This is a genomic window from Saccharicrinis aurantiacus, assembly GCF_947489045.1.
Taxonomy (GTDB): domain Bacteria; phylum Bacteroidota; class Bacteroidia; order Bacteroidales; family Marinilabiliaceae; genus Saccharicrinis; species Saccharicrinis aurantiacus.
Genome location: NZ_CANLCN010000023.1, coordinates 1 through 24,737, shown reverse-complemented (window position 1 = coordinate 24,737; position 24,737 = coordinate 1). Strand labels below are relative to the sequence as shown.

Annotated in this window: 20 protein-coding genes and 1 tRNA gene; 19 read left to right on the top strand and 2 right to left on the bottom strand. The window is 37.1% G+C overall.

The genetic code is table 11. From position 1 onward, the window contains the following. The first annotated feature begins 6 nt into the window (after nucleotides 1-6). The 19 genes from QMO11_RS19195 to QMO11_RS19105 all read left to right on the top strand — a co-directional run bounded on the left by QMO11_RS19195 (nucleotide 7) and on the right by QMO11_RS19105 (nucleotide 22,729). Entirely contained in the window at nucleotides 7-1,344 is a 1,338-nt protein-coding gene (locus QMO11_RS19195) for a hypothetical protein (RefSeq protein WP_282039311.1), read from the top strand. Between the two features lies 1 nt (nucleotide 1,345). Beyond that, on the top strand, nucleotides 1,346-2,089 hold the full coding sequence (locus QMO11_RS19190; protein ID WP_282039309.1) for a hypothetical protein: 744 nt from the start codon (nucleotides 1,346-1,348) through the stop codon (nucleotides 2,087-2,089). Nucleotide 2,090: 1 nt separating this feature from the next. Beyond that, nucleotides 2,091-6,038 (top strand): strawberry notch-like NTP hydrolase domain-containing protein, encoded by a 3,948-nt coding sequence (locus QMO11_RS19185; protein WP_282039306.1) that lies wholly within the window; start codon nucleotides 2,091-2,093, stop codon nucleotides 6,036-6,038. Continuing rightward, entirely contained in the window at nucleotides 6,035-8,044 is a 2,010-nt protein-coding gene (locus QMO11_RS19180; RefSeq protein WP_282039305.1) for an LPD1 domain-containing protein, read from the top strand. The genes QMO11_RS19185 and QMO11_RS19180 overlap by 4 nt, the downstream gene beginning before the upstream one ends. A 42-nt stretch (nucleotides 8,045-8,086) precedes the next feature. Then, nucleotides 8,087-8,941, top strand: coding sequence for a hypothetical protein (locus QMO11_RS19175; protein WP_282039303.1), 855 nt, complete (start codon nucleotides 8,087-8,089; stop codon nucleotides 8,939-8,941). 113 nt (nucleotides 8,942-9,054) lie between these two features. Continuing rightward, entirely contained in the window at nucleotides 9,055-9,579 is a 525-nt protein-coding gene (locus tag QMO11_RS19170) for a P-loop NTPase family protein (RefSeq protein WP_282039301.1), read from the top strand. A gap of 2 nt (nucleotides 9,580-9,581) precedes the next feature. After that, nucleotides 9,582-9,914 carry a hypothetical protein gene (locus tag QMO11_RS19165; protein WP_068475754.1) on the top strand — a complete coding sequence of 111 codons (333 nt, stop codon included), beginning with the start codon at nucleotides 9,582-9,584 and terminating at the stop codon, nucleotides 9,912-9,914. Continuing rightward, nucleotides 9,911-10,321, top strand: coding sequence for a hypothetical protein (locus tag QMO11_RS19160; protein WP_282039299.1), 411 nt, complete (start codon nucleotides 9,911-9,913; stop codon nucleotides 10,319-10,321). Before QMO11_RS19165 ends, QMO11_RS19160 begins: the two co-directional genes overlap by 4 nt. Next, entirely contained in the window at nucleotides 10,318-10,887 is a 570-nt protein-coding gene (locus QMO11_RS19155) for a glycoside hydrolase family 108 protein (protein ID WP_282039297.1), read from the top strand. The genes QMO11_RS19160 and QMO11_RS19155 overlap by 4 nt, the downstream gene beginning before the upstream one ends. 51 nt (nucleotides 10,888-10,938) lie before the next feature. Continuing rightward, a complete protein-coding gene (locus QMO11_RS19150; protein WP_282039294.1) occupies nucleotides 10,939-11,349 on the top strand; it encodes a Fur family transcriptional regulator in 411 nt (136 codons plus the stop codon). 67 nt (nucleotides 11,350-11,416) lie between these two features. Beyond that, nucleotides 11,417-12,010 (top strand): methyltransferase family protein, encoded by a 594-nt coding sequence (locus tag QMO11_RS19145; protein ID WP_282039293.1) that lies wholly within the window; start codon nucleotides 11,417-11,419, stop codon nucleotides 12,008-12,010. Beyond that, nucleotides 12,007-12,804, top strand: coding sequence for a cation efflux transmembrane domain-containing protein (locus QMO11_RS19140; RefSeq protein ID WP_282039290.1), 798 nt, complete (start codon nucleotides 12,007-12,009; stop codon nucleotides 12,802-12,804). Before QMO11_RS19145 ends, QMO11_RS19140 begins: the two co-directional genes overlap by 4 nt. Nucleotides 12,805-12,871: 67 nt before the next feature. Next, on the top strand, nucleotides 12,872-13,414 hold the full coding sequence (locus tag QMO11_RS19135; RefSeq protein ID WP_282039288.1) for a helix-turn-helix domain-containing protein: 543 nt from the start codon (nucleotides 12,872-12,874) through the stop codon (nucleotides 13,412-13,414). Between the two features lie 88 nt (nucleotides 13,415-13,502). After that, nucleotides 13,503-14,762: a permease gene (locus tag QMO11_RS19130; RefSeq protein WP_282039286.1), complete on the top strand. Its 1,260-nt coding sequence runs from the start codon at nucleotides 13,503-13,505 to the stop codon at nucleotides 14,760-14,762. Nucleotides 14,763-14,866: 104 nt separating this feature from the next. Beyond that, complete coding sequence (locus QMO11_RS19125; RefSeq protein WP_282039285.1) at nucleotides 14,867-15,244, top strand: HYC_CC_PP family protein; 378 nt, start codon at nucleotides 14,867-14,869, stop codon at nucleotides 15,242-15,244. Between the two features lie 142 nt (nucleotides 15,245-15,386). Continuing rightward, the gene (locus tag QMO11_RS19120; RefSeq protein WP_282039284.1) at nucleotides 15,387-19,181 is read left to right on the top strand and encodes an efflux RND transporter permease subunit; all 3,795 of its coding nucleotides are present in this window, start codon (nucleotides 15,387-15,389) and stop codon (nucleotides 19,179-19,181) included. 4 nt (nucleotides 19,182-19,185) lie between these two features. Then, the gene (locus QMO11_RS19115; protein WP_282039282.1) at nucleotides 19,186-20,421 is read left to right on the top strand and encodes a TolC family protein; all 1,236 of its coding nucleotides are present in this window, start codon (nucleotides 19,186-19,188) and stop codon (nucleotides 20,419-20,421) included. A gap of 15 nt (nucleotides 20,422-20,436) precedes the next feature. Then, nucleotides 20,437-22,332 (top strand): efflux RND transporter periplasmic adaptor subunit, encoded by a 1,896-nt coding sequence (locus tag QMO11_RS19110; RefSeq protein WP_282039280.1) that lies wholly within the window; start codon nucleotides 20,437-20,439, stop codon nucleotides 22,330-22,332. A gap of 25 nt (nucleotides 22,333-22,357) precedes the next feature. Beyond that, the gene (locus QMO11_RS19105; RefSeq protein ID WP_282039278.1) at nucleotides 22,358-22,729 is read left to right on the top strand and encodes a heavy-metal-associated domain-containing protein; all 372 of its coding nucleotides are present in this window, start codon (nucleotides 22,358-22,360) and stop codon (nucleotides 22,727-22,729) included. A 60-nt stretch (nucleotides 22,730-22,789) separates the two neighbouring features. On the opposite strand, the gene QMO11_RS19100 is transcribed toward QMO11_RS19105, so the two are convergent. After that, nucleotides 22,790-22,873: transfer RNA gene (locus QMO11_RS19100), tRNA-Leu, on the bottom strand. 177 nt (nucleotides 22,874-23,050) lie between these two features. Further along, complete coding sequence (locus QMO11_RS19095; protein WP_282039276.1) at nucleotides 23,051-24,289, bottom strand: tyrosine-type recombinase/integrase; 1,239 nt, start codon at nucleotides 24,287-24,289, stop codon at nucleotides 23,051-23,053. Between the last annotated feature and the right edge of the window lie 448 nt (nucleotides 24,290-24,737).

Below are 24,737 nucleotides of genomic sequence, written 5' to 3'. Positions count from 1 at the left end.
ATTGGAATGGATAAAAAGGGCTACATATCAAGGGTTCGTAAGGATTTGCGCAATGCACATAAGCACTCTAAAACCACTATTGAGAAGATTGCCAAGGGTTTTGGTATCACCAATAAAAATTTGGTGAAAGAATATACCGAGTTGGCCATAGTTCTTAATGCAAGAGAGATCGCACATGATGCTTCGCTCAATACCTACGAAAAATATCTTGCTATTGTAGCTCTTTACCAATCACAAGTTAACCTATCCATGCGCACCAGCATGAGCGTGTTGATGCAGCAGTATTCCACACCAGCACCCATTTCGTTCCTGGCATCAAGTTATGTGCGAAATCCTAAACAAGAAGCGCTGTATTTAGAACCATCAGCAGGCAATGGATTATTGACCATTGCACTTCCATACCGCAAGACTTTTGTGAATGAATTGGATGATATTCGGCTAGATAATTTAAAGGAACAACCCTTTGCCAAAGTAAGTCATTGGGATGCCTTAAAACCGCCTTTTGCGTATAATAAAAAGTTTGAAGGAGTGCTGACCAATCCACCTTTTGGAACGCTTTCAGAAGCCATGCTTTTTGGCAAATTTAAGATCAAACGCTTGGAACATGCCATGGCATTAAATGCCCTCAGATGCATGAGAGATGATGGAAAAGCAGCCATCATTATAGGTGGTCATACCTCATGGGATAAACAAGGCAGAGTGTCTGCAGGCAACAATCGAATCTTCCTAAATTACCTCTATCATTTTTACAATGTGGAGGACATTATTCCGATCGATGGTAAAAAATTATACTCCCGACAAGGGACGTCTTTTAACACCAGATTGATACTTATTGATGGTGTAAAATTGAAGCCTGGAGGTGCAGCTCCACTGAAAAATGAGTTGCATAATACTATAGTAAATAGCCATGAGGAACTTTGGGAAAGAGTAAAGCTTCAGAAGTCACCACAAACCTCAAAAACAAATAAGAAGAGTAGTGTCCTGATTAAAGCAAAAGCCATTCGCATTAAACAAAAACAATTGACTCAGTTACTTGAGCCCCAAAACTACGAAGTACTGCATTTTGACGTTTTGACCCATTTAAATAGCCTAAAAGGAGTCTATGATGTGAAGAATTTGTTTGAGAACCCCAATAAATATGGGGATGTGGTTTCTCATTTCTCGCTAAAATATGCACGAGAAGATCAATGGAATTTTGAAACAGCTCGCTTTGTAATTACATGGAATCAGTTAAGACTTTTTATCCCGGATTTTGGTTACAGAACATTGCCAGATACTGAAATTAAAAACCTAGTGACTCATCTAAAAGTAGGATTTCCGCTACTGTTTAAACCCCTTACGTAATATGAAAAACGGTAGTCAATACTTATTAAAACTTAAATCAAAAGCCATTGTCATTAGGCAAAAGCAGTTATTCTTAGGTGGTACTCCTTCGGATAAACAGCTACGCATTTTGGTAGCTTGTGAAGAAAGCCAGGTTGTCACAATCGCTCTTCGTAAACAAGGACACAAAGCGTATAGCTGTGACATTGTTCCAACAACAGGAAATCATCCTGAATGGCACATTCAAGATGACGTATTGAATCAACTTAATAAAGGTTGGGATATAATGATAGCCTTTCCACCGTGTACCTACCTTACAGTTTCTGGTAATGCATGGATGCACGACCCTCTGCGACAAAAGGAACGTAAAAAGGCATTGACTTTTATCCGCAAACTGATGAAAGCTCCGATAGATAAAATAGCTATTGAGAACCCAGTTGGCGTTATCAGTACAGCAATACGCAAACCAGACCAAATTATACAACCCTATCATTTTGGAGATAATGCTAAGAAAACAACCTGTCTTTGGCTCAAAAATCTACCTCTATTAGTTCCTACAAAGATTATTGATGAGAACAAACTAGAGTACAAGTATTGGTATGATAAAAAGAAAAAAAGTTGGCGTAGACAGCCACTTTGGTATTACAAGGCAAGAGAATTATCACCCGATGAGAGACGTAGGGTAAGAAGCAAAACTTTTCCAGGAATTGCCAATGCAATGGCAGACCAATGGACAGCCAAAAATATTCATTCAATAGCAGTATAGTATGAAATCAGATATTAAAATATGCAAAAGCAACATTGCCATTAGGTTTGGAAGTGTTCCTCCTCAACATATATCGACAAGGCTTATTGAATTAGGTTTTAAAACGACCAACAACAAGACCTTTATTCGTACTCAAAAGCTCGCTCAAAACGAACATGAGTACTTGCAAGGCATGTTGGGTGTTCAAGGTTTGGGTATGGCTTATATTCCTGCAGCGGAGAAAGGATTTATCCTGGATACTACCGTTCCTGATTCCATGGGGCACGAAATGCATATCGCCATCCGCAAAATCAAAAAAAGCATAGGGATGCCACTCTTCGATTTTGTGGCTGAGAAGCTGGATTACGAGAATGAGAATTTGGTTAAATCTCTTTCGTGTGAACAGATCGATGCGGTATCCTTAGCCATCTACAATATCGAAAGTCGCAAGCAAGGTATTATCGTAGGTGACCAAACAGGAATCGGAAAAGGAAGAACGGCAGCAGCTCTTATTCGCTATGGCGTGAAAGCCGGATTACAACCCATATTCCTATCGGAAAAACCCAATCTGTTTACCGATTTGTATCGTGATTTATCAGACATTGGAAGTTCCACATTAGTACCATTTATAGTGAATGCCAAAGAGAGCAAAACCAATATCAAGAATAAGAATGGCGATATCATTTATAAAGCACCTGAAAAACCAATGCAGGAGCGCATCATAAAGGATAAAAGCATCCCGAAAAACTACAATTTTGTTTGTGCGACTTATTCTCAATTCAATCAACCCAAGAAACCCGCCAAACAACAGTTTTTATACGCAGCAGCCAAGAATAACATCATCATAATGGATGAAGCCCACAATGCTTCGGGCAGCTCCAATACTGGCGAGTTTATGCAAGATGTATTGCGCCAAACCAAAGGCGTTTGCTTCCTGTCTGCTACCTTTGCCAAACGACCAGATAACATGCCCATCTATGCTCAAAAAACATCCATGAGTGATGCCAATATGAGCAAAGAGGATTTGGTGGAAGCAATCACAAAAGGCGGTGTAGCACTACAAGAAGTACTAGCAGCCCAATTGGTGTCTGAAGGACAAATGATCAGGCGTGAACGCTCTTTTGAAGGTGTAGAAGTAAACTACATCGAACTGAAGGAAAAAGCCAAAGAACAGGCTGATATTGCCGATAAGGTTACTTCTATCATTCGTGATATAATAGGATTTCAGGAGAAGTACATCAACAAGCAAGTTAATGAATTGGATCAAATTGCTGCAGCCGAGGGAAAAGAAGTGGAAACCCGAAAGGGAACCAGTAAAGCAGGTGTGGATAATATCCCGTACTTCTCTAAAGTATTCAATGTAATCAACCAATTGCTGTTTAGTTTGAATGCTTCTGATGTGGCCGATCACGCCATTAAACGATTAAAGGAAGGTAAGAAACCCATCATTGCATTTGCCTCCACCATGGGAAGCTTCTTGGAAGCCATGGCCAAGCCTGATGATGTGATTAATGGCGATTTTTCGACTGTACTAGAGAAAGGATTGGATTCAGTATTGCGTTACACCGAAAAAGATATTGATGGTGAAACAGAAGGTAAAACCTTTAATGTATCTGATTTGTCAGCAGAAGCTCAATTAGCTTATCGCGATATCATCAAACGCATTGAGCTGGCTTCCACAGGGATTACTATCAGTCCTTTGGATTTAATTATACAGAAGATTAAGGAGGCTGGATTTACAGTTGGCGAAGTCACAGGACGTAAGTTATCGGTTCAATACAATTCCACTAAAGCCAAGAATACGACAGCACTAGTACTCAAACGAAAAAAGGAGAATACAGCCGATTTATTTCGACAATACAACGATAATGAGATTGATTGTCTATTGATCAATCAAAGTGGTTCAACAGGAGCTTCGGCACATGCTATTGTTACCGATAAAGTGCCTGCAGATAAGGTTAAGCAACGTGTGATGGTGATTCTACAACCAGAACTCAACATCAATACAGAGATTCAAAAGCGAGGACGTATCAACCGAACTGGGCAAATATTAAAGCCCATCTACGATTATATTATTTCGTCCATCCCAGCTCAAAAGCGTTTTATGATGATGCTCAAAAAGAAGCTGAAATCATTGGATGCCAATACTACATCGAACCAAAAGAGCAGTAAATCACAATTAGAATCGGATGACTTCCTGAATAAATATGGAGATAAGGTGGTACGCCAGTATATGATGGAGAATCCGGAGCTCAACAAAGCCTTGGATAATCCACTCAAATTTGAAGGCAAAGAAAGTGATGAAACACCCTCCGAAGGAGATGCCTCAAAGGTTACAGGACGTGTGGCTGTGCTCTCGGTTAAGGAACAAGAGAAGTTCTATGGCGAAGTGATAGAGCGCTATAACGATTATATCGACTACCTCAAACAATCGGATGAATACGATTTAGAAGTCGAAGTGCTGAACCTAAAGGCAGCATCCAAAGAAAAAAACGTTGTGATTGCTGGTAAAGGAGGGCGTTCTGTTTTCGGTAATGATACCTTTTTAGAAAAATGTGAGTGTAATGTATTGAAGAAACCATACACCAAAACAGAACTTGATAAACTGATTAAGAAGCAACTTGCTAATCAGCACCCAGACTCGATTACAGATGGAATAATTAAGGTACATGACAAGTATGTAGAGCATAAGCTAAAAACGGATATCAATGCTTTAGAACTTAAGTATAAAGAACTATTGGATGGCATTTCCGAAGAAAAAGGATATCAGAAAATACCTGTCTTTGAGAAGCATCAACGCATGCAATATATCACCGACAGAGAAGATGAAATTATACAAGCCAAAAGTCTAGAGACTACCCGAATTCAAACGCAAAGCGAGAACCGAAAATCATATTTAAATGGATTCTTCCGCTTCTTTCAAGTCGGGCATGGATATTTTTATCCAGCGCTTAGTTTTGAGAGTGATAGTAGCGATAATTCCTATTGTATATTCTTGGGTTTCGATATCAATGCTAAACGCAACAATCCCTATGCACCATCAGCTGTAAAGCTTCGCTTTGCCATAGCTGATAGTCGTAAATACATTGTATTGGCCTGTTCAGGAGATACGGCCAAAGAAATTGAACGAATCCAGGCACGCAGTTTTCAGTTATCGACTTCCCAAAAGGAAAATCTAATTGATAGATGGGATGAAGCGATAAAAGACTTTACTCTGGACCGACAAACCAGATACATCGTTACAGGAAATATACTGCAAGGCTCAGCGGACTTTTCGGGTAAGCTCGTGAGCTTTACCACCAAAGGCAAAGGCGTTCAAAAAGGCATTTTAATGTCAGAAGCATGGTCTCCAGAGAATGCAGATAACAAAGCCAATAGTTATGTAGTTGCACCCATAGCCAAGCTTCAAAAGCACATTCTAAGCCTTAGAAATAGCGCCAGTATCACCACAGAAAATAAGATCACGATTACTCGCCATTTCGATGATACCTTCAAAATCATCATGCCCAAAACCAAGAGTCACATCCCTATTTATACAGATAAGGAAGTGCTGAAGCTATTACAGAACACACGAGATGGTTTTGAGATGATTTCAGGTAATATGAAGGCATCAGTGAGCACAGAAAAGATGCCCAAACTGATCAAGTTATTGGGAGAACGATTCAGCCTATCTGTAAAAGTACCTCGCTATTATTTTGAAGAGTTTCTGAAAAGTGGCTCAAAACGAAGCGATAGTATCGATAGCCTTACCAAAGAGGCCATGCAAATGTTTGAAACGGATAAAAAGGCCTTCCCTCAAAAGCTGGCCAAACAAAAACAATCAGCAACTAAAGGCAAAAAGGTAAAGCTTGATACAGGAAAGCAATTGAAGCTTGTGAAGCTTCGAGCCAAAGCCATTTTGATAATGCAGAAGCAAATGAGCAATGTAGCCGGACTAGGTATGCATCCTAAAATTAAGACACTACTATGAGTCGAACTACAAAAATAAGCTTACGTACAGACCTTTTCCCTGAACTCAAGGGTATTGATGATGATGTGGAAAAAGCCTTGCAGGACAAGCAAAAGAACCGTGTTTTTAAAGATGCTGGAAAGCGTGTGCATGGCTCTCGTAAAGAGCAAGCCATGTACAGCAAACTCATTGGCAGTAAGGATTTAAATAATATAGAACAGGATGAAGCAACAGCCATTGAATTAATCAAAAAGGATAAGGTTTTTCCTAAGATTGATGCTCAAATAGAAAAGGAAAATGGAACGGACTCGGGTTGTGCATTTTTGAAATCGAAGATTCGCCAGGCATATCCAGCAAAGCCTTATCTGAATACAAAAGAATCGAGGGCACAGTACGTTAAAATGGCAGAAGCAATCCATGAGGTACTAAGCGAAGCTATTGTTATTGATGATTTGAAGAAGCTATATACCATAGCAACAGACGAACAAATTGTTCCGAGAACTGATTTTACAATGCTTTTTGGTAAAAAGTTAAGGAATATCGTGAGTGTAATTTATGGCTATTCGAGTGGTGTTGGTGTGGCAAAGAAAACACTTACTGAGGCTCGTCAGTATTCAGGTGTGAGCAAAGAAACGGCTGCACCTCTTTATCAGAACCTAAAATCTTATTACGATAAGCTCATTGAAAAACAACAAAAGTGCATTGATTCAGCAAAACAGATTATCTCATCGGCAGATTTAAAAAGTCATAAATATAGTGATCTAACTTTTAGAGGTGGTATGCTTTCAAGTATGAATAGCATTCCAGAATACGTGAAGTATGTGGAGTCGGTTTGTACTCGCTTTATCAATGATTACAAAAGGGAATTTGATACCAAAAAGGAGCTTTTTCCATACAAAGAATTCAAACCCGATTGGTCATGGTCAGATACCAATCAAAAAAGAAAATCAGAAGGCAATACAAAGCCCAAAATAGCAGCCATACCGCTTAGCTATATTAAACGCACAGGTGGTTTATTCATAGAGAATGCAGATGAACAGATAGTTATAAATAAGCTACATTTTAAATCGATTACCCTTGGAAACTACGTAAAGGACAATGAAGCCCAGGAGCACATACGACATTTTGTAGCATCCATCGTTGATTTATGCGAGATATTGGATATTGATTTGAGTATAAACCAAAAGCTGGCCATTGGTTTTGGAGCATTTGGACGAGGAGGTAAAGCCATGGCAACCTATTATCCAACTCGGCAATTGATTAACCTCACCAAACGCAATGGAGATGGTTCTGTGGCGCACGAATGGGGACACTTTTTCGATCACTATCTAAATGAATTTGGCTTGAGTAGGTTATCACTATTGTCGGAGACTACCTACGATTTAATACTGGAGAAATTTGGTCGGAATAGAACGTATCTAAACAATTCAAAGAAATCATTTCGTAAGGCTTATTTCATAAGCACTCTGGCATATATAATAGAAACTGGAGTCACACAGACATCATTCCATAAAAGCATGGCAGCGTTGGTGAGTATGTTGCGTTTTGGCTACAATCATGAAGACAAATCATTGATAAGTTTTACAGATGCACACAGCCAAGAGAAAAAATCAACCGATAGCTACTTGTATCACTATTCCAAACAACAAGGTTCATATTGGAAGAATATGGCTGAACTGTTTGCCAGAAGCTTTGAATGCTACATCTACGATAAGCTGAAGGAAAAGAATCGGGAGAATAATTACTTGGTATCTGGAGGAATGTTTGCTCATCCAGTTTACCCCCAGGGAAAAGAGCGTTCCTACATCAATAAGTGTTTCGACAATTTGATAGAAGCAGCAAAGGTACAATTTAAGCTCAAGTCCTTTACGCCATTCACCAAACAAAGAGCAGATGAATACATCGATTTGACTGAGAAAGGCAGTGTAAACAAAGGTGTAATTGTGGGAACAAATCGAAAACTAGCTCTTGCTAAGATAAGAGCCAAAGCCATCCGCATAAAGCAAAAACAAGCCCTTACCAAATGAAGCGAATAATTAATAGTCTACTAAAACGTAATACAGATAGATATGAAACTTACAATAAAGAACTACAAAGAAGCCACTAAAGGAATTGATTTTAAGAAATTACCAGAGGTTGCTCAGGAAGCCCATAAGGAGTTTGATTCATTTGCCGATTTCTACAATGAGGATAAGGATATCAAAGAGATGTTGGATAATCACTTTAAGATTGTAGAACCCTATCTAAAGGATGCAGCAAAGAAAACAACAACATCAACAAAAACAGCTGCTAAAAAGTCTAACACTAAGACTCAAAAACCAGCTAAGAAACCAGCTGCAAAAAGAACTGAAACTAAGAAGGCAAAAGCACCTAAACAAGCCCAACGGAAAGCCATTGAAGTGGATTTAATGCCCATGGAGATAAAGATAATCAGGCGCTACCTGAATTTTCATAACAAGAGCGTTACCGAACGTCAGGTGTCACTTTTATATAAAGTTATTCAAAAGGCAGCTACAGAGAAAACCATCCGAAAAACAAGTAAGTACGCCTCAGAGATTAAAAGTATCAGCAATGATTTGATTAAGACCTATAAGGAAATGAATACCACATGTAAGTTTGAAGTTCCGTCTTCAATATATAGTAAACTTAAGGGAATAGTTGACAATTATGGTGTTACTCCAGCTGTTGCACTCATAAAACGTTTTATCAACCTGTATGGCAACATCACAAAGGAAAAAGCACAAAGACTACTCACTACCATTACCAATTCTCTGAAGAATGGAAAGGTAAAGCAATCTGAAAAGGAGTACGATCAAATTAAGAAGGTACAAAAGCATTTAAACGATTACCTGGAGAGTGATAAACTTTTGGTTACAAGTGTTCAGCTCAATGGCCTAAAAGGAATAGCTGGATTGGGAAAGTAAACACCACTACTCCATCGCCCAAAAGTAGTGGTACAAGAGTAAGGGCAACTAATCAACATAAGTCTATCTCCGTTTCACCAGACCAAGTGGTATCAGCAAGTGAATTGGCTCAAATGAAGTTTTCTACTTTACGCATTGACGGTAAGTTTGGTAAACTGCTCGGGCAACCTTACAGTCCATTTTATCTGATGATTTATGGTAAGCGCTTTAATGGGAAAAGTTCCGTAGCCATGCTTTTAGCTGATACATTGGTGAAATGTAAGCTTAGGGTGCTTTATATCTCCAACGAAGAAGGCGTAAAAGCCTCCCTTCAAGAGAAGTTATTGCGTTTAAATATCACGCAGCCCATCGATTTCGTGGAGGATTATAACCCGAAGCAATTTAGAGCATACGATGTGGTATTCTTTGATAGTACCCAAACCATAGGTATTAAACCTGATGATTTTAAAGCATTGAAGCGACAATTCCCCAATACATCATTTGTACTTGTATTTAAAGCCAATCGTGATGGTACATCAAAAGGCGGAAGCGACTGGGAGCATGATTGCGATGCCATTATGCACATCGAAAATCAATCAGCCACCATGGAGAAAAACCGTTTTCCACACGGCAGTAACGAAACCATTAAAATATTCTAATCATGGAAGAAATGACCATTAAATTTTATTGGGTAGTCATTGCTGCCTTTAGCTCATTAATAGTGGGTGTTTTGTCTTACATCATCCGAAATGCACTGGCAAAAAATGCGACCAAAGAAACGGTGGAAGCCAAAACAGACCTGCTTGAAAAGGACATAAAACACTTGGCAAAGGAACTGAATTTATGCGAAGGAAAGTTCGCCGTATTGCACAAACGCATATCCGATTTAAGGGATAGCTCCAAGGAAATATACGTGAGTAAGGAGCTATTCCATCAAACCATTAAACAGCTTAACGAAAAGCTAGATACCATACTAAAATTTGTAGAACGATGAGAAAACTATTTTCAAAACTAAGCAACGCAGGAGTTGCAAGCACACTAAAAGAAGGAACAAAATTGATAGATGAGATTTTCACCACCAAAGAGGAAAAGCTCCAGGGTAAAATGGAACTCTTTAAGATGGCTGTTTCAGACCGAAACTCAGCACGAAACATGTATGTCAAAGACAACTGGTTACAAAAGACCTTTGCAATCTTCTTCCTAGTTGCATGGTGTACTTTAACATTCGTGATGCTTAACTATTTCGTGTTTCAAACCATTGAGTTACAAGATTGGCAAATTGCCTTTATCAGCAGTATCAATGGGGGCATATCTACAAAACTAAGCACGATAATAGACTTCCTATTTGGGGGCTCAATAAGTGGAGTAAATGATGTAAAACTGAAATCTAAACGATCATGAAACATATAAAAACATTTGAGGAGCTTTTTGATGGCGCTATCAAGCACGAAGGATATTATGCCAATGTAATTGGAGATAGAGGAGGAGAGACCTATATGGGAGTTGCTCGAAACCTACATCCTGATTGGAAAGGTTGGGAATACATTGATGCCTACAAAGAGACCTATGGAAGTATTAAGAGGAATTTTAAAATAGATGTTCCGGAACTAACACAATTGGTTAAAGAATTCTACAAAACGGAGTTTTACCATCGATATAATATAGATAAAATTAAACATGGTTCTCTGCAAGAGATTATCTTTGATTGGTGTGTCAATAGCGGCCATTGGGGAGCTAGAGGTGTACAACGTGTGCTTAATCAATTCTTTGATGAAGACTTAAAGATGGATGGCATTATAGGTTTCAATACCCTGACGGCTATTAATATTCACGAGCCTAAAGATTTGTTTTGGGAGATTAAAAAAGCAAGAATCCGCTATTACCATAAAATAGCTAAAAAAGGTAAAAATCATTTGTTCCTAGAAGGTTGGTTGAAGAGGATAGGTAAGATTGATTTTGATGATTAGTTTCTAGCACCCCACCCCAGCTTTATTATTCATTTGAGTATATTTGTTTAAATGAAAGGCGAAATAGAACAGAAGTTATATCAAAGAAATATAAAACCAACTGCAATGCGAAAGTTGGTATACGAGGTATTGGATAAAAACAAGAAAGCATTAAGTCTTCACGAAATAGAACAGCAGTTCGATAACGTAGAACGTTCTACTATATTTCGAACCCTCAAAACCTTTCAGGAAAAATTACTAATCCATAGTGTAGACGATGGTACAGGAGCCGTAAAATATGCCCTATGTGATGAAGATTGTACTTGTGAACCTGACGACCTCCATGTTCATTTTTTGTGTAATAAATGTGGACATACGCATTGCTTAAAGGATATGCCTGTTCCTAAATTGGAATTACCCCAGGACTTTTCTTTTGAGAGTGCCAATTTCGTTGTGAAAGGCGTTTGTTCCAATTGTAAGTAATACTTTTGCAATACTGTTGCACGCCTTTCTTCCGTAGATTTGTATTATAAATTATATAACAAGAAAGATGGCAACTTATTTATTTTCATTCTACTGTGTTTTTTTAATCACACTTTTTATAGTACCAAGCTATATTACCTATAAACGAACAGGTATAAATCCCTTTAAGTTCACCAAGGAAGAGACTGCAATAAATTACGTGGGCAAAGCCTATAAAATCATATCAGCTTTTGCATTTGTAACAATTTCACTAAATGCATTTCTTCCTTCAATAATTCAATATTTAGTTTCAATTGAGTGTCTGGTATCAGACACAATTGTCTGGATAGGTTTTGGTTTAATTCACCTTGCATTCTTAATAATATTTATTGCCCAACGTAACATGGCAAATGAATGGCGTATAGGAATAGATAATGAGAACAAAGTCAATCTGATTACAAAAGGAATGTTTGGTATCTCTCGAAATCCTATTTTTCTTGGAGTAATCATCGTTTTTATCGGTCTTTTCCTAATTATTCCCAATGCAGTAACAGCAATAATTCTGGTTACAGGAGTATTAGTGATTCAGGTTCAAGTTCGCTTGGAAGAAGAATTCTTGTTAAACTCGCTAGGTGATGAGTACAAAGAATACATGAATAATGTTAAAAGATGGTTGCTATGATAAAATCAGAATATCACATATCTAAAATGGACTGTCCCTCCGAAGAAAATATGATTCGGATGAAATTGGATGGTATAAATGTTATTAAAAAACTCGAATTCGATATTGAAAACCGCAATCTTACTGTCTTTCATACCAAAGCGGATGAAGAAATTCTAAAACGGTTGGAAGCATTAAATTTTGGAGCAAAGTTATCTGGCACCGAAAATATTGATGAAAGTGAGGTTATACTGGAAAGTTCAGAAGTTCAGTCAAAACTCCTTTGGTCGGTATTGATAATAAACTTTAGCTTTTTCATTATTGAGATGACAACAGGTCTTATCTCAAAATCAATGGGGTTAGTTGCTGATTCACTTGATATGTTAGCTGATTCTTTTGTGTATGGATTAAGTCTTTGGGCAGTAGGTTCAACAGTTTTGCGAAAAAAGAAAGTAGCACGTTTAAGTGGATATTTTCAACTATCGTTAGCCCTTTTAGGGATTATTGAAGTAACCAGACGGTTTATTGGTTCTGAAGCTATGCCTGATTACCGAATAATGATTGGCGTTTCAATCCTTGCATTAACAGCAAATGCAGCCTGTTTATATATTCTACAGAAATCAAAAAGCAAAGAAGCTCACATGAAGGCAAGTATGATTTTCACGTCAAACGATATAATAATAAACGGTGGTGTTATTCTTGCGGGAGTATTGGTGTTGCTAACTCAGTCGAAATATCCTGATTTGATAATTGGTTCAATTGTTTTCTTGATTGTTGTTAGAGGAGCATTTAGGATACTAAAACTTGGGAATTGATAAAAATATAAATCAGTCTTAATTGTACCTTTACAAAATGAACTCAACAACTCTACATATAAGAAACATGGTCTGTAACCGCTGCATTAAAGTGGTTCAGGATGAGTTTGCAAAGTTGAATTTGGATATACAGGATATTGAACTAGGTAAAGTCAATGTTTCCCCACAGTTATCTGAGAAGAAAATTGAAGATGTTAGAAAAGTCCTTGACAATAATGGTTTTGAATTGATTGATGACAAAAAAAGTAAATTAATTGACCGTATTAAAACTATCATAATTGAAAAAATCCATTATTCTGAATCTGGCTTTGAATCAATAAATACTTCTGAATATCTTGCCAAAGAATTAGGACACGACTATTCATACTTAAGCAATTTGTTTTCATCGGTAGAAGGTATTACCATTGAAAAATATATCATCAACCAGAAAATTGAAAAAGTAAAAGAGCTTTTGGTCTATGATGAACTTACCTTAAATGAAATTTCATATCAACTTGGCTACAGTAGTGTTCAGCACTTATCCAATCAGTTTAAAAAGATTACGGGACTAACTCCTTCACACTTTAAAAAGCTAAAAGAGAATAAGCGAAAACCACTTGACAAAGTGTAATCCAAAAATGATATAACTCTTTTCCAAAATCGTGTAATATCTATCGGGTAGATACTTCCTTACTTTGTATTATAAAAAAATCAGAGCTATGGAAGTACAACAATATATTATCACTTTTCTAAACGATTTTGTTAAGATATTGAGCGAAATGTCTCCTTATCTTCTTTTAGGATTTTTCTTTGCCGGGTTATTATATGCCTTCATACCTCAAAAGAAAATCGAACGTTATTTTAATGGTAAACCCTTTAAATCTTCAGTATTAGCGTCCATATTTGGTATTCCTTTACCACTATGTTCATGTGGAGTTATTCCAACAGGAACGGCATTTTATAAAAATGGCGCATCAAAAGGAGGAACTGTTTCTTTTTTAATATCCACACCTCAAACAGGTGTAGATTCTATTTTGGCAACCTTCTCATTAATGGGACTGCCTTTTGCAATTATAAGAGTTTTTGCGGCATTGGTGACAGGAATCACAGGAGGATTAATAACAAGTGTTGTTACTAAAAATGAATCCGAAGAAAGAACTTTTCAGGAACAATCAGAAGAACATAAAACGTTCTCTCAAAAGATAATTAATGTATTCCGATACGGATTTGTTGATTTTATCCAGGATATATCAAAATGGTTGGTTATTGGTTTGGTATTGGCAGCGATAATATCGGCACTTATTCCGAATGAGTTTTTTGAATTATTAAATATGCCTCCCATTGTACAAATGCTATTAATTCTTGTGGTTTCAATACCGCTTTATATTTGTGCCACAGGTTCTATTCCATTGGCTGCCATACTTATTTTAAAAGGTATTAGTCCCGGAGCTGCATTTGTTTTATTAATGGCTGGCCCAGCTACCAATGCTGCAACAATAACCATGATTGGTAAAGTTTTGGGACGGAAAAGCTTGTTTACTTATCTGGCTACTATCATCGCAGGGGCTTTAGGTTTTGGATTAATCATTGATTACGCCCTTCCTGTACAATGGTTTACAGAAATAACACAACAACACCTTGGACATAATCATGGAGAGCATCTTAACTGGTGGCAAATTACGTCAGGTATTATACTAATTGCCCTTATTATCAATGGCTATATTCAGAAATATTTGAAATCGAAAAGCAATACAATAATCAACTTAAATAATAGTACAATGGAAATTAAAACAATTAAAGTAGAAGGAATGACCTGCAATCATTGCAAGGCCAATGTTGAGACAAACTTAGAAAAGCTTGACTTCATTACTAGTGCAAAGGTAAATCTGAATACAAAATCAGTTACTTTAGAAGGAGAAAATATAATAATTGAAAATGTCAAAGAATCCATAGAATCACTAGGTTATAAGCCTATTTAAAACATCAAGCATTTCTAATTTAGAGGTTAACGTCTTGTTAACGATGCTCTATAGTATAAACATTTAATCAATAATTCCGTTTCTTTGTATATAGGATAATAATAATGTTTAGAAGAATAATCCATATCGTCTTATCGGTTTTCCTAATGGTAGCTACCACAGGGATGACTTTCTCTATGCATTATTGTGGAGGTGAATACGTTTCCACATCCATAAATAAAGAAGCCAAATCATGTTGTGATGGCACAGGTGGATGTTGTGAAAACAAAACAGTTCATATTGAGGTTGAAGATGATTTTGTAAGTCCTGTGCAAATAGACAATACAAAAATTGCAGAGTTAGACGTACTGTTCCCTATTCTTTTCGCTTTACATTTTGAGCTGTTTCCTATAGAGAGTGAATCATTTGAAGTTTATACAGATACTTCTCCGCCTCCCACAATTCAAACACGCCTTTCTTTACTACAAACATATCTTTGTTAGCCATTTAATTAATTGATTTACAACTCGCTTTAATAGTTGAGTTGTATTGTTGCGCATTTTATTCGCCGAAACTTTTATTTATCTGCCGAAGCTCTTTAGCGTAGGCATGAATTAATTGAATGTTTATCAAATCCTTTTAGATATGTTGAACAATACCATAAAATTCTTTTTAGAGAATAAGTTGGTGACATTCCTGCTTCTCGTAATATTCATTGCTTGGGGTATTATTTCGTCACCATTCAGTTGGGAAACAGGATTTCTCCCTTCTGACCCTGTTCCTGTAGATGCTATACCTGACATTGGCGAGAACCAACAAATAGTATATACGGAATGGGCAGGTCAATCACCACAGGACATCGAAGACCAGGTGTCTTATCCTTTAACAACCGCTTTGTTGGGGATTCCAGGTGTACAAACTATCCGAAGTAATTCCATTTTTGGAGTTTCAAGTATTTACATCATTTTTGAAGAAGATGTAGAGTTTTATTGGAGTAGAACCCGAATACTTGAAAAACTCAATTCATTACCTGCCGGAACACTCCCCAATGGCGTAACACCATCTTTGGGGCCAGATGCCACAGCCTTAGGTCAAATCTATTGGTATACTTTAGAAGGACGTGACAAAAAAGGTAATCCAAACGGTGGATGGGACCCCCACGAGCTAAGAACCATTCAAGACTTTTACATAAAGTATGGACTAACCGCTGCTAAAGGTGTTTCAGAAGTTGCCTCAATTGGTGGCTTTGTGAAAGAATACCAGATTGACATTGACCCTAACGCAATGAAAGCGCATGGCGTTTCTGTTGGTCAAATCATGCAAGCTGTAAAAAAGAGTAATCTTGATATTGGAGCAAGAACCATTGAGTTTAATCGTGTAGAATATTTAATCAGAGCTTTAGGTTACATCAAGAGCTTAGATGATATTGAAAAAAGCGTTGTGAGCGTTAAAAACAATATACCTATTCGCATAAAGGATATTGCTAATGTGAGCTTCGGACCAGCTACCCGTAGAGGTGGATTAGACAAGGGAGGTGCTGAAGCCGTAGGAGGAGTTGTTGTTGCCCGATATGGTGCAAATCCTTTGGAGGTAATCAATAATGTAAAGGACAAAATTGAAGAAATATCACCGGGATTACCATCCAAAATTCTTGATGATGGCTCAGTTTCAAAAGTAACTATAGTACCCTTTTACGACCGTACAGGTTTGATAAAAGAAACGCTTGGAACACTACAAGAAGCCTTAACGCTTGAAGTTCTTATAAGTATCATTGTTATTATCATATTGGTACTAAACCTTAGAGCATCATTCCTAATCTCTAGTTTATTACCCATTGGTGTATTAATGACTTTTATTGCTATGCGTAGGTTTGGTGTCGATGCCAATATTGTTGCTTTATCGGGTATAGCAATTGCTATTGGAGTAATGGTTGATGTCGGGGTTGTTTTCACAGAAAATATAATCCGGCATGTCGAGAATATTGAGAATAAGGGTAAGAAATTACTCACTACCATTTATGACTCTACAGTGGAGGTTGCTCCGGCAGTAATTACGGCTTTAACAACAACCATAGTTAGTTTTCTGCCTGTTTTCGCTATGCAAGCAGCCGAAGGTAAATTATTTAAACCCCTGGCTTTTACCAAGACCTTTGCAATGGTATCAGCATTAATTATCGGTTTAACCATAATTCCTGCTTTGGCACACATTATCTTTTCAATAAAGATTGACAGGAAAAAAACGAAGCAAATCTTAAATATTGTATTAGTTCTTTTAGGTATTAGCTTCTTATTCTTTGGCAAAGTGTTTATTGCATTTGCAGTTGTAGGAATTGGGGTTAATAACCTATTGGATTACAAATGGTCAGAAGCTCGAAAAGAGTTTCCTAATTACATAAATATTGGAATAATAGCCATTATTGTTGTTTGGTTGCTTACAAAGGAATGGATGCCATTAGGCGCACAAAATAGTGATGCTTCGAACCTGATATTTACAGGTTTGCTAATAGGTCTTGTTTTAGCATTCATGCTATTGGTGGTTAAGTCGTATTCTAAAATATTAAATTGGGCATTGGCTAACAAAGCCAAATTTCTGAGCATTCCACTTGCCGTAGTTCTTTTTGGGATAGTAGCGTGGCAAGGTGTTGACAGAGTGTTCTCCTTTATGCCTGATGGCATTAAACAAAGTGACACATGGACTACGCTAAATAAAACTTTCCCCGGAATTGGCAAGGAGTTTATGCCAGCCTTAGACGAGGGTTCGTTTTTATTGATGCCAACAACAATGCCTCATTCAGGTATTGAAGAAAACCTTGAGGTCATCCGTATGTTGGACAAAAAGGTTAATGCCATTCCTGAGGTTGATAATGTAATTGGTAAATGGGGACGTGTTAGTTCTGCTCTTGACCCTGCACCAACTTCAATGTACGAGAATGTGATTAATTATAAGTCTGAATACATGCTTGATGAAAGCGGTCATCGTTTAAGATTTAAAACGAATAAGGATGGTGCTTTTGAGCTTAGTGATGGTTCTACTTATAATCCTGCCGATGGTTTTAAGGTGATAAGTAAACACCTATTAATTCCTGATAATACAGGTGAATATTTCAGACAATGGCGTGAGCATATCAATTCTCCAAACGACATTTGGACTGAGATTGTTAACCAATCAAGCATCCCCGGATTAACATCTGCACCTAAATTGCAACCCATTCAAACACGCTTAGTGATGTTGCAAACAGGTATGCGTGCCCCAATGGGAATTAAAGTTTTTGGGCCAGACCTGGAAACCATTGAAAAGGTTGGTTATGAACTGGAAAATCATTTAAAACATGTAGAAGGTGTTGAACCTATGTCGGTTTTTGCAGACAGGGTGGTTGGAAAACCTTACCTGGAATTGGATATAGACCGAAGTGCTATTTCACGTTATGGTTTAACCATTGCCGATTTGCAAATGACTTTGAGTAGTGCTATTGGTGGAATGAACCTTACATCTACGGTTGAAGGTCGTGAGCGTTTTCCGGTTCGTGTTCGCTATGCTCGTGAATACAGAGATAATCCCGAAGATTTAAAACGTATTCTTATACCAACTCCTTCAGGTGTTCAAGTGCCTCTTGGCGAATTAGCAGCCATTAATTATACACGAGGCCCACAATTGATAAAAAGTGAAAACACCTTTTTAGTAGGGTATGTAATCTTTGATAAAAAAGAAGGATATGCCGAAGTTGATGTGGTTGAAAATGCTCAAGCTTATTTAGCTGAGAAAGCAGAGCAAGGCGTTTTTAATGTTCCTGCTGGGGTGAATTATAAATTTACAGGGAACTATGAGAACCAGATTAGAGCAACTAAAAGGTTGTTGATTGTGATTCCAATATCCTTAATTGTAATTTTCTTAATTCTCTACTTTCAGTTCCGTTCTGTTACCGCAGCAAGCTTGATTTTCTCAGGCATATTTGTAGCATTCTCAGGTGGATTCATCATGCTTTGGTTATACAGCCAATCGTGGTTTATGAACTTTAGTTTAGGAGGAATACATCTGCAAGACATGTTCCAAATTCACACCATAAACCTAAGTGTGGCTGTTTGGGTTGGATTCATTGCGCTCTTTGGAATTGCAACCGATGATGGTGTTTTAATAAGTACCTATCTCAAGCAGTTATTCGATAAAAAAACACCTAAATCCATTGAAGAAGTGAGAGCCACAGTATTAGAAGCTGGTTTAAAAAGGGTACGACCAGCAATGATGACAACAGCAACAACCATTATTGCTCTACTTCCGGTATTAACTTCCACAGGTAAAGGTTCTGATATTATGGTTCCAATGGCTATACCATCAGTTGGCGGTATGCTTATCGCTACGCTAACCATATTTGTAGTTCCGGTACTGTATAGTATGTGGCAAGAGAGAAATGTAAAGAAGATGTCTAAACATTTAAAAGCATAATCACATGAAAAAGATAATATATATCCTGTCATTCTTCATGCTTGCTTTAACAGTGAGGGTTTCTGCACAAAACGAATTGAACACATACTTGGAAACAGCAGCAGAAAACAATCCTGGTCTTAAAGTGAAGTTTAATGAGTATATGGCAGCCTTAGAAAAAGTTCCACAAGTTGGAGCTTTACCCGACCCAACATTAGCCTTTGGGTACTTTATTCAACCTGTTGAAACAAGAGTCGGCCCACAGCAAGCCAAAATATCGGCTTCACAAATGTTTCCTTGGTTTGGAACATTGTCATCTCGTGAAAATTCAGTTGAAGCAATGGCAAAGGCTAAATACGAAGTATTTGAGGAAGCTAAGTCTAAGCTGTTCTATGATGTTAAATCTACCTATTACAACCTGTTTTTTATGCATCAGGCAATAGATATAACTATTGAGAACATAGACATTTTAGCCTCATTTAAAGGTTTGGCAAATATTAAAGTTGAATCAGGTTCGGCTTCTGCTGTTGATGCCTATCGAGTTCAAATGGAAATTAACGACCTTGAAAATCAATTGGCTCTACTAAAAGATAATGCACGAGTGCTGTCTGTTAAATTCAATAGTTTTTTAAATATTGATGTGAATTCCAATATCGAAATAGTTGATAAGTTGAAGGGAATTACCCTTTTAGACAAACGTTTAGCTTTGGATAGCGTTTTAATTAATAACAACACATTAGCTGCATTCGACTATCAGATTGAAGATTTACAATACCGTCAGAAGGTAGCTTCCAAAGAGGGATTACCTCAATTTAATATTGGTTTTGACTACACCTTTATTGGCGAAGGAAATTCTACAGCATCTAATGCAGGGCAAGATGCCTTTATGTTCCCGAAGGTGGGTATTACTATTCCTTTGTATCGAAATAAGTACAAAGCAAAAGTGCAAGAAGTAATCTATTTACAAGAAGCTAAAACAAATGAAAAGACCGAAAAGGAAAACTCCATAACGGTATTGTTTGAAAGCGTTTGGAAAGATTACCAGGATGCACTTAGGCGAACAGTTCTATATAAAGAACAAGAAGAGTTGGCAGAGAAATCACTTTCTATTCTTGAATCGGAATACGCCACAAGCAATTTGAATTTTGAAGAGATACTACGCATGGAACGCAAGCTTTTAAAGTATGCTTTAGAAATGCAAAAAGCTACAGCCGATAAAGAAGCTGCCGTTGCATTTATTCAATACTTACAAGGTCAATAATTTAAAAGAATTAGTATGAAAACAAATATAAATAAACGAGATATTAAGCTGATTGCCATTACAATGGTTGCAGGCTTATTTTTAGGATGGTTGTTTTTTCACTCATTAAGTAGTGAAACTTCACACAACCATGAAGAACAAACCGTAGCTGAAGAAACGGTTTACACATGCTCTATGCACCCACAGATTAAGCAAAACAAACCGGGATTATGTCCTATCTGCGCAATGGATTTAGTTCCTATGGAAACAGGTTCAATTGAGGGTGAACACGTTGACCCTAATGAGATTCAAATGACAGAATCGGCATTGGCTTTAGCTTCGGTTCAAACAACCATTGTTAAAAAGGGAATTCCTGAAAAAGATGTGCAATTGCTGGGTAAGGTAAAAGCTGATGAGCGTAATATTTCTGAATTAACAGCACGTTTTGGAGGACGAATTGAAAAACTGTTTATCAATTACACCGGACAACAAGTTAAGAAAGGCGAAAAGCTTGGTACTATTTATTCTCCTGAACTGATAACAGCTCAAAAAGAATTATTGGAAGCATTAAAATACAGGACTTCTAATCCATCTTTTTACAAGGCTTCGAGAGCCAAACTAAAGCTTTGGGATTTAACAGAACAACAAATTGATGCCATTGAAACACGTGGAGAAACAAAGACATTCTTTGATATTCAATCTCCGATTAGCGGAACGGTTACCAAAAGACATGTATCAATTGGAGACTACGTAAAAGAAGGTTCTCCACTGTTTGAGGTAATTAATCTGTCAAAGGTTTGGGTTCTGTTTGATGCTTACGAAAGCGATTTGCCTTGGATTAAAAAAGGTGATGATATTGAGTTTACGCTTCAATCGGTTCCGGGGAAACAATTTAATGGGAAGGTAACTTTTATCGACCCCTTTATTGATGCTCAAACACGAGTAGCACAGGTACGTGTTGAACTACGAAATACCGATGGTCAGCTTAAACCTGAGATGTTTGCCAATGGTATTCTAAAATCAAATACAGCTCAAAACACAAATGAACTACTAATACCTAAATCAGCAATTCTATGGACAGGTAAAAGAGCTGTGGTTTATGTGAAAGTTCCGGATAGAGAAACAAGCTCCTTTATCTATCGAGAAATTGTATTAGGACCGGAGGCAGGCAATTTTTATGTAGTGAGTGAAGGTTTATCTGAAGGCGAAGAAATTGCCATGAATGGAGTGTTTAAGATTGATGCAGCTGCTCAATTAGCAGGGAAATCGAGCATGATGAATCCGGGTGGCGGTCAGGTATCTACAGGACACAATCATGGCGATGTTTCTATGAAAGGAGGAAATGAACATGCCGGGCATGATATGTCAGATGTAAACCTGAATCATGAGACTTTTAAAGTATCAGGGAATTGTGAAATGTGTAAATCTACCATTGAGTCAACCGCAAAGTCATTACCTGGTGTTAACGTGGCTAATTGGAATATTGAAACAAAAGAATTGCATGTATCATTCGATGATGAGAAAAGCAGTCTTTCAGATATTCATAAAGCAATCGCTAAATCTGGCTACGATACCAAAGAAGTGATTGCGACAAAAGATGCTTATGACAACCTTCCTGCATGTTGCCAATACACCAGAGCTACGGAAACAGCAACAGAAGCAAACGTTCAACATGAGACATTTAAAGTTTCGGGGAATTGCGGAATGTGCGAAGAAACTATCGAAACAGCAGCTAAAGCTCTCGAAGGTGTGAATGAAGCAGATTGGAGTCAGGAAACCAAAATGATTCATGTATCCTTTAATTCAGACAAGGTTAAACTTGTCGAAATACATAAAGCCATAGCCAAAGCTGGTTACGATACAGAATTGGAAAAAGCAGATGATGAAGTCTACAATAATCTTCACGGGTGCTGCCAATATACAAGAGATTAATTCTTACAATAAAAAACACAGAGATATGAAAACAAAAGCGATTTATTTAACAATGGTAATAGCTCTAATGAGCTTAACAAGTGTATTTGGACAAGCTAAAACTGAAAAGTTCAAAGTGTATGGAAACTGCGGTATGTGTGAAAACCGAATTGAAAAAGCAGCAAAGTCAGTAGATGGAGTTACTACTGCTGATTGGAATAAAGAAACCAAGATGATTGCTGTTTCTTTTGATGCTTCAAAAACTGATGTGCATAAGGTGCATATGGCGATTGCTAAAGCAGGTCATGATACTGAAATGCATAAAGCAAAAGATGAAACTTACAACTCATTACCTGGTTGTTGCAAATATGATAGAGCTGCTAAAAAGAAAGAAGACCATAGCGGTCACCATCATTAAAATGATTTGATACAAATAAAAAACTCCCGACTGAACTAAATCAATCGGGAGTTTTTTAAGTGCCCTGGAAAAGACTCGAACTTTCACGACCTTGCGGTCACCGGCCCCTCAAGCCGACGCGTCTACCAATTCCGCCACCAGGGCAATAGGTTTCAAAATTATCTTTTTACAGAATGTTTCCGAATTGTTTCCGAATAAATTCTGTATTTTTACCTCACGTTCTTTAAAAACTCAGTATTAATCAGCTTTAGTGGCTCATTGTAACTAGAGTTAAGTAAATGCCCCTAAAACTTGCATGTCTACCATATTGTATTTATTTAACTAAAATGCAGTTAAATGTTTAGCCACTTCTTTTTTAGTTTCATCCTCAAAACTGTCTAGGTAAAGTTCTGTTGTTCTCAGGTTATTATGACCTAAACTTTCGCCTATAAACTCTGTCGAAACTCCAGATCGTTTTAGAACAGTTGAGAAACTATGCCTGGCGGTATAGGTAGTCACAGTTTTTTCAATGCCAACTTCTTTGGCTATTTTCTTCATTTGGTCATTTGTTCTTTTAATAAGTCGGTCTAGGCATCTTCTTATTTGTTTTTCTGTCATTTCTTCATTTAAGAAACGGAATATATAATTTTCAGAAGAGCGATCTTTATTTCCCCATTTGTCGATTAGTCTTTTTAAATCATCAGTAAGAGCAACGCTTATTGGTTTAGTTGACTTGCTTTTTCTTCTAGTCTTTCGTCGAATAAAGGTGATGAATTCATCATTAATATTTTTGTATTTTAATCTAATGATATCGTTCATATTCGCTCCATTTAAAAGGTAGCTGAAAAGCCATAAATCTTTGGCTTCTTCTCGGGGAGAAAATGCCTCACATTCGTATTTATAAATCTTTTCAATTTCACTCATTTTCAATGCCCTTTTTATGTTTTGACCAGAAGGTAATTTATAACCACCTTCGCCAAAAGGATAAAAATCTTTTGATATAGCTCCCTCACGTTGGGCAATCTTGAATATTGTTCTAGTAGCAGCCATATATGAACCGATGGAGGACATTGAAAGACCCTGCGAAGTCATCCATTGTTCATACTTTTCAAGTTCATGAGCACTAAGTTCTCTGAAATCAACCTGATTACTTCCAAAATATCGTTTTAGGGTTCTCATTGCTGTAGTGAATTGTGCCCAACTACACCATTGGTCATTATCACCATATTCGGTTATACGCCTTTCAAAGTAGTAAAGTATATTAGTTAGGTCACCACCAGCAATCCCAAATCTTGTTTTAAACTGCCTGAAAGAGAATGAATCCATTGACGTAATGATCTTTTTCGCTTTATCCTCGATTAATGAAAACTCCAATTTAATGTCCTTAAAAACACCTCTGGGTTTCGGGGCTATTACCTTATTAAATTCATCAAGAGTAAATTCATAAACACGCTCTTTATTATCAATACTATAGTACATTTGTTTGCGGTTATAAGTAACTCTTAGTTTAGCTGGGTGTTTACCATTTTTTTTAGTTTGTGCCTTATATAAAACTATTGCGGTCGTGACTTTAGCTCCCATAAAGATTTATTTTACGTTTAGTACTATATTGTAATTCCTTTATAATTGGAAATTCAAATTGTTATACTTCATATACATTCTAACATACAAATACATGTTAAATATAGTAATATTGAGTAATATAACGAACTTAAAAAGTTTCTATTGGGTTGAAATTGAAGCATTAAGCACTATAAGGTAATATAACGTAGATAATGTACAATGTATAAAAATCATAGCCAAGCAGTTATTGATTCGAGGGTTTGTATATCAAATAAGGTCGCCAAACTTTTTTTTTGCTAACATAAAATGTAATTTAGTTATCCAAACAAAAGCTTGGCTTTGTATAAACAATTTGGTTTATCTATTAAATTGGCTACATTTTTTATACGAACCGTTACACACTAGCCAATATCTCGTGTCTGAATTTAGTCGTATTTTTGGTAAGTTTTTCAAATGAATAATTTGC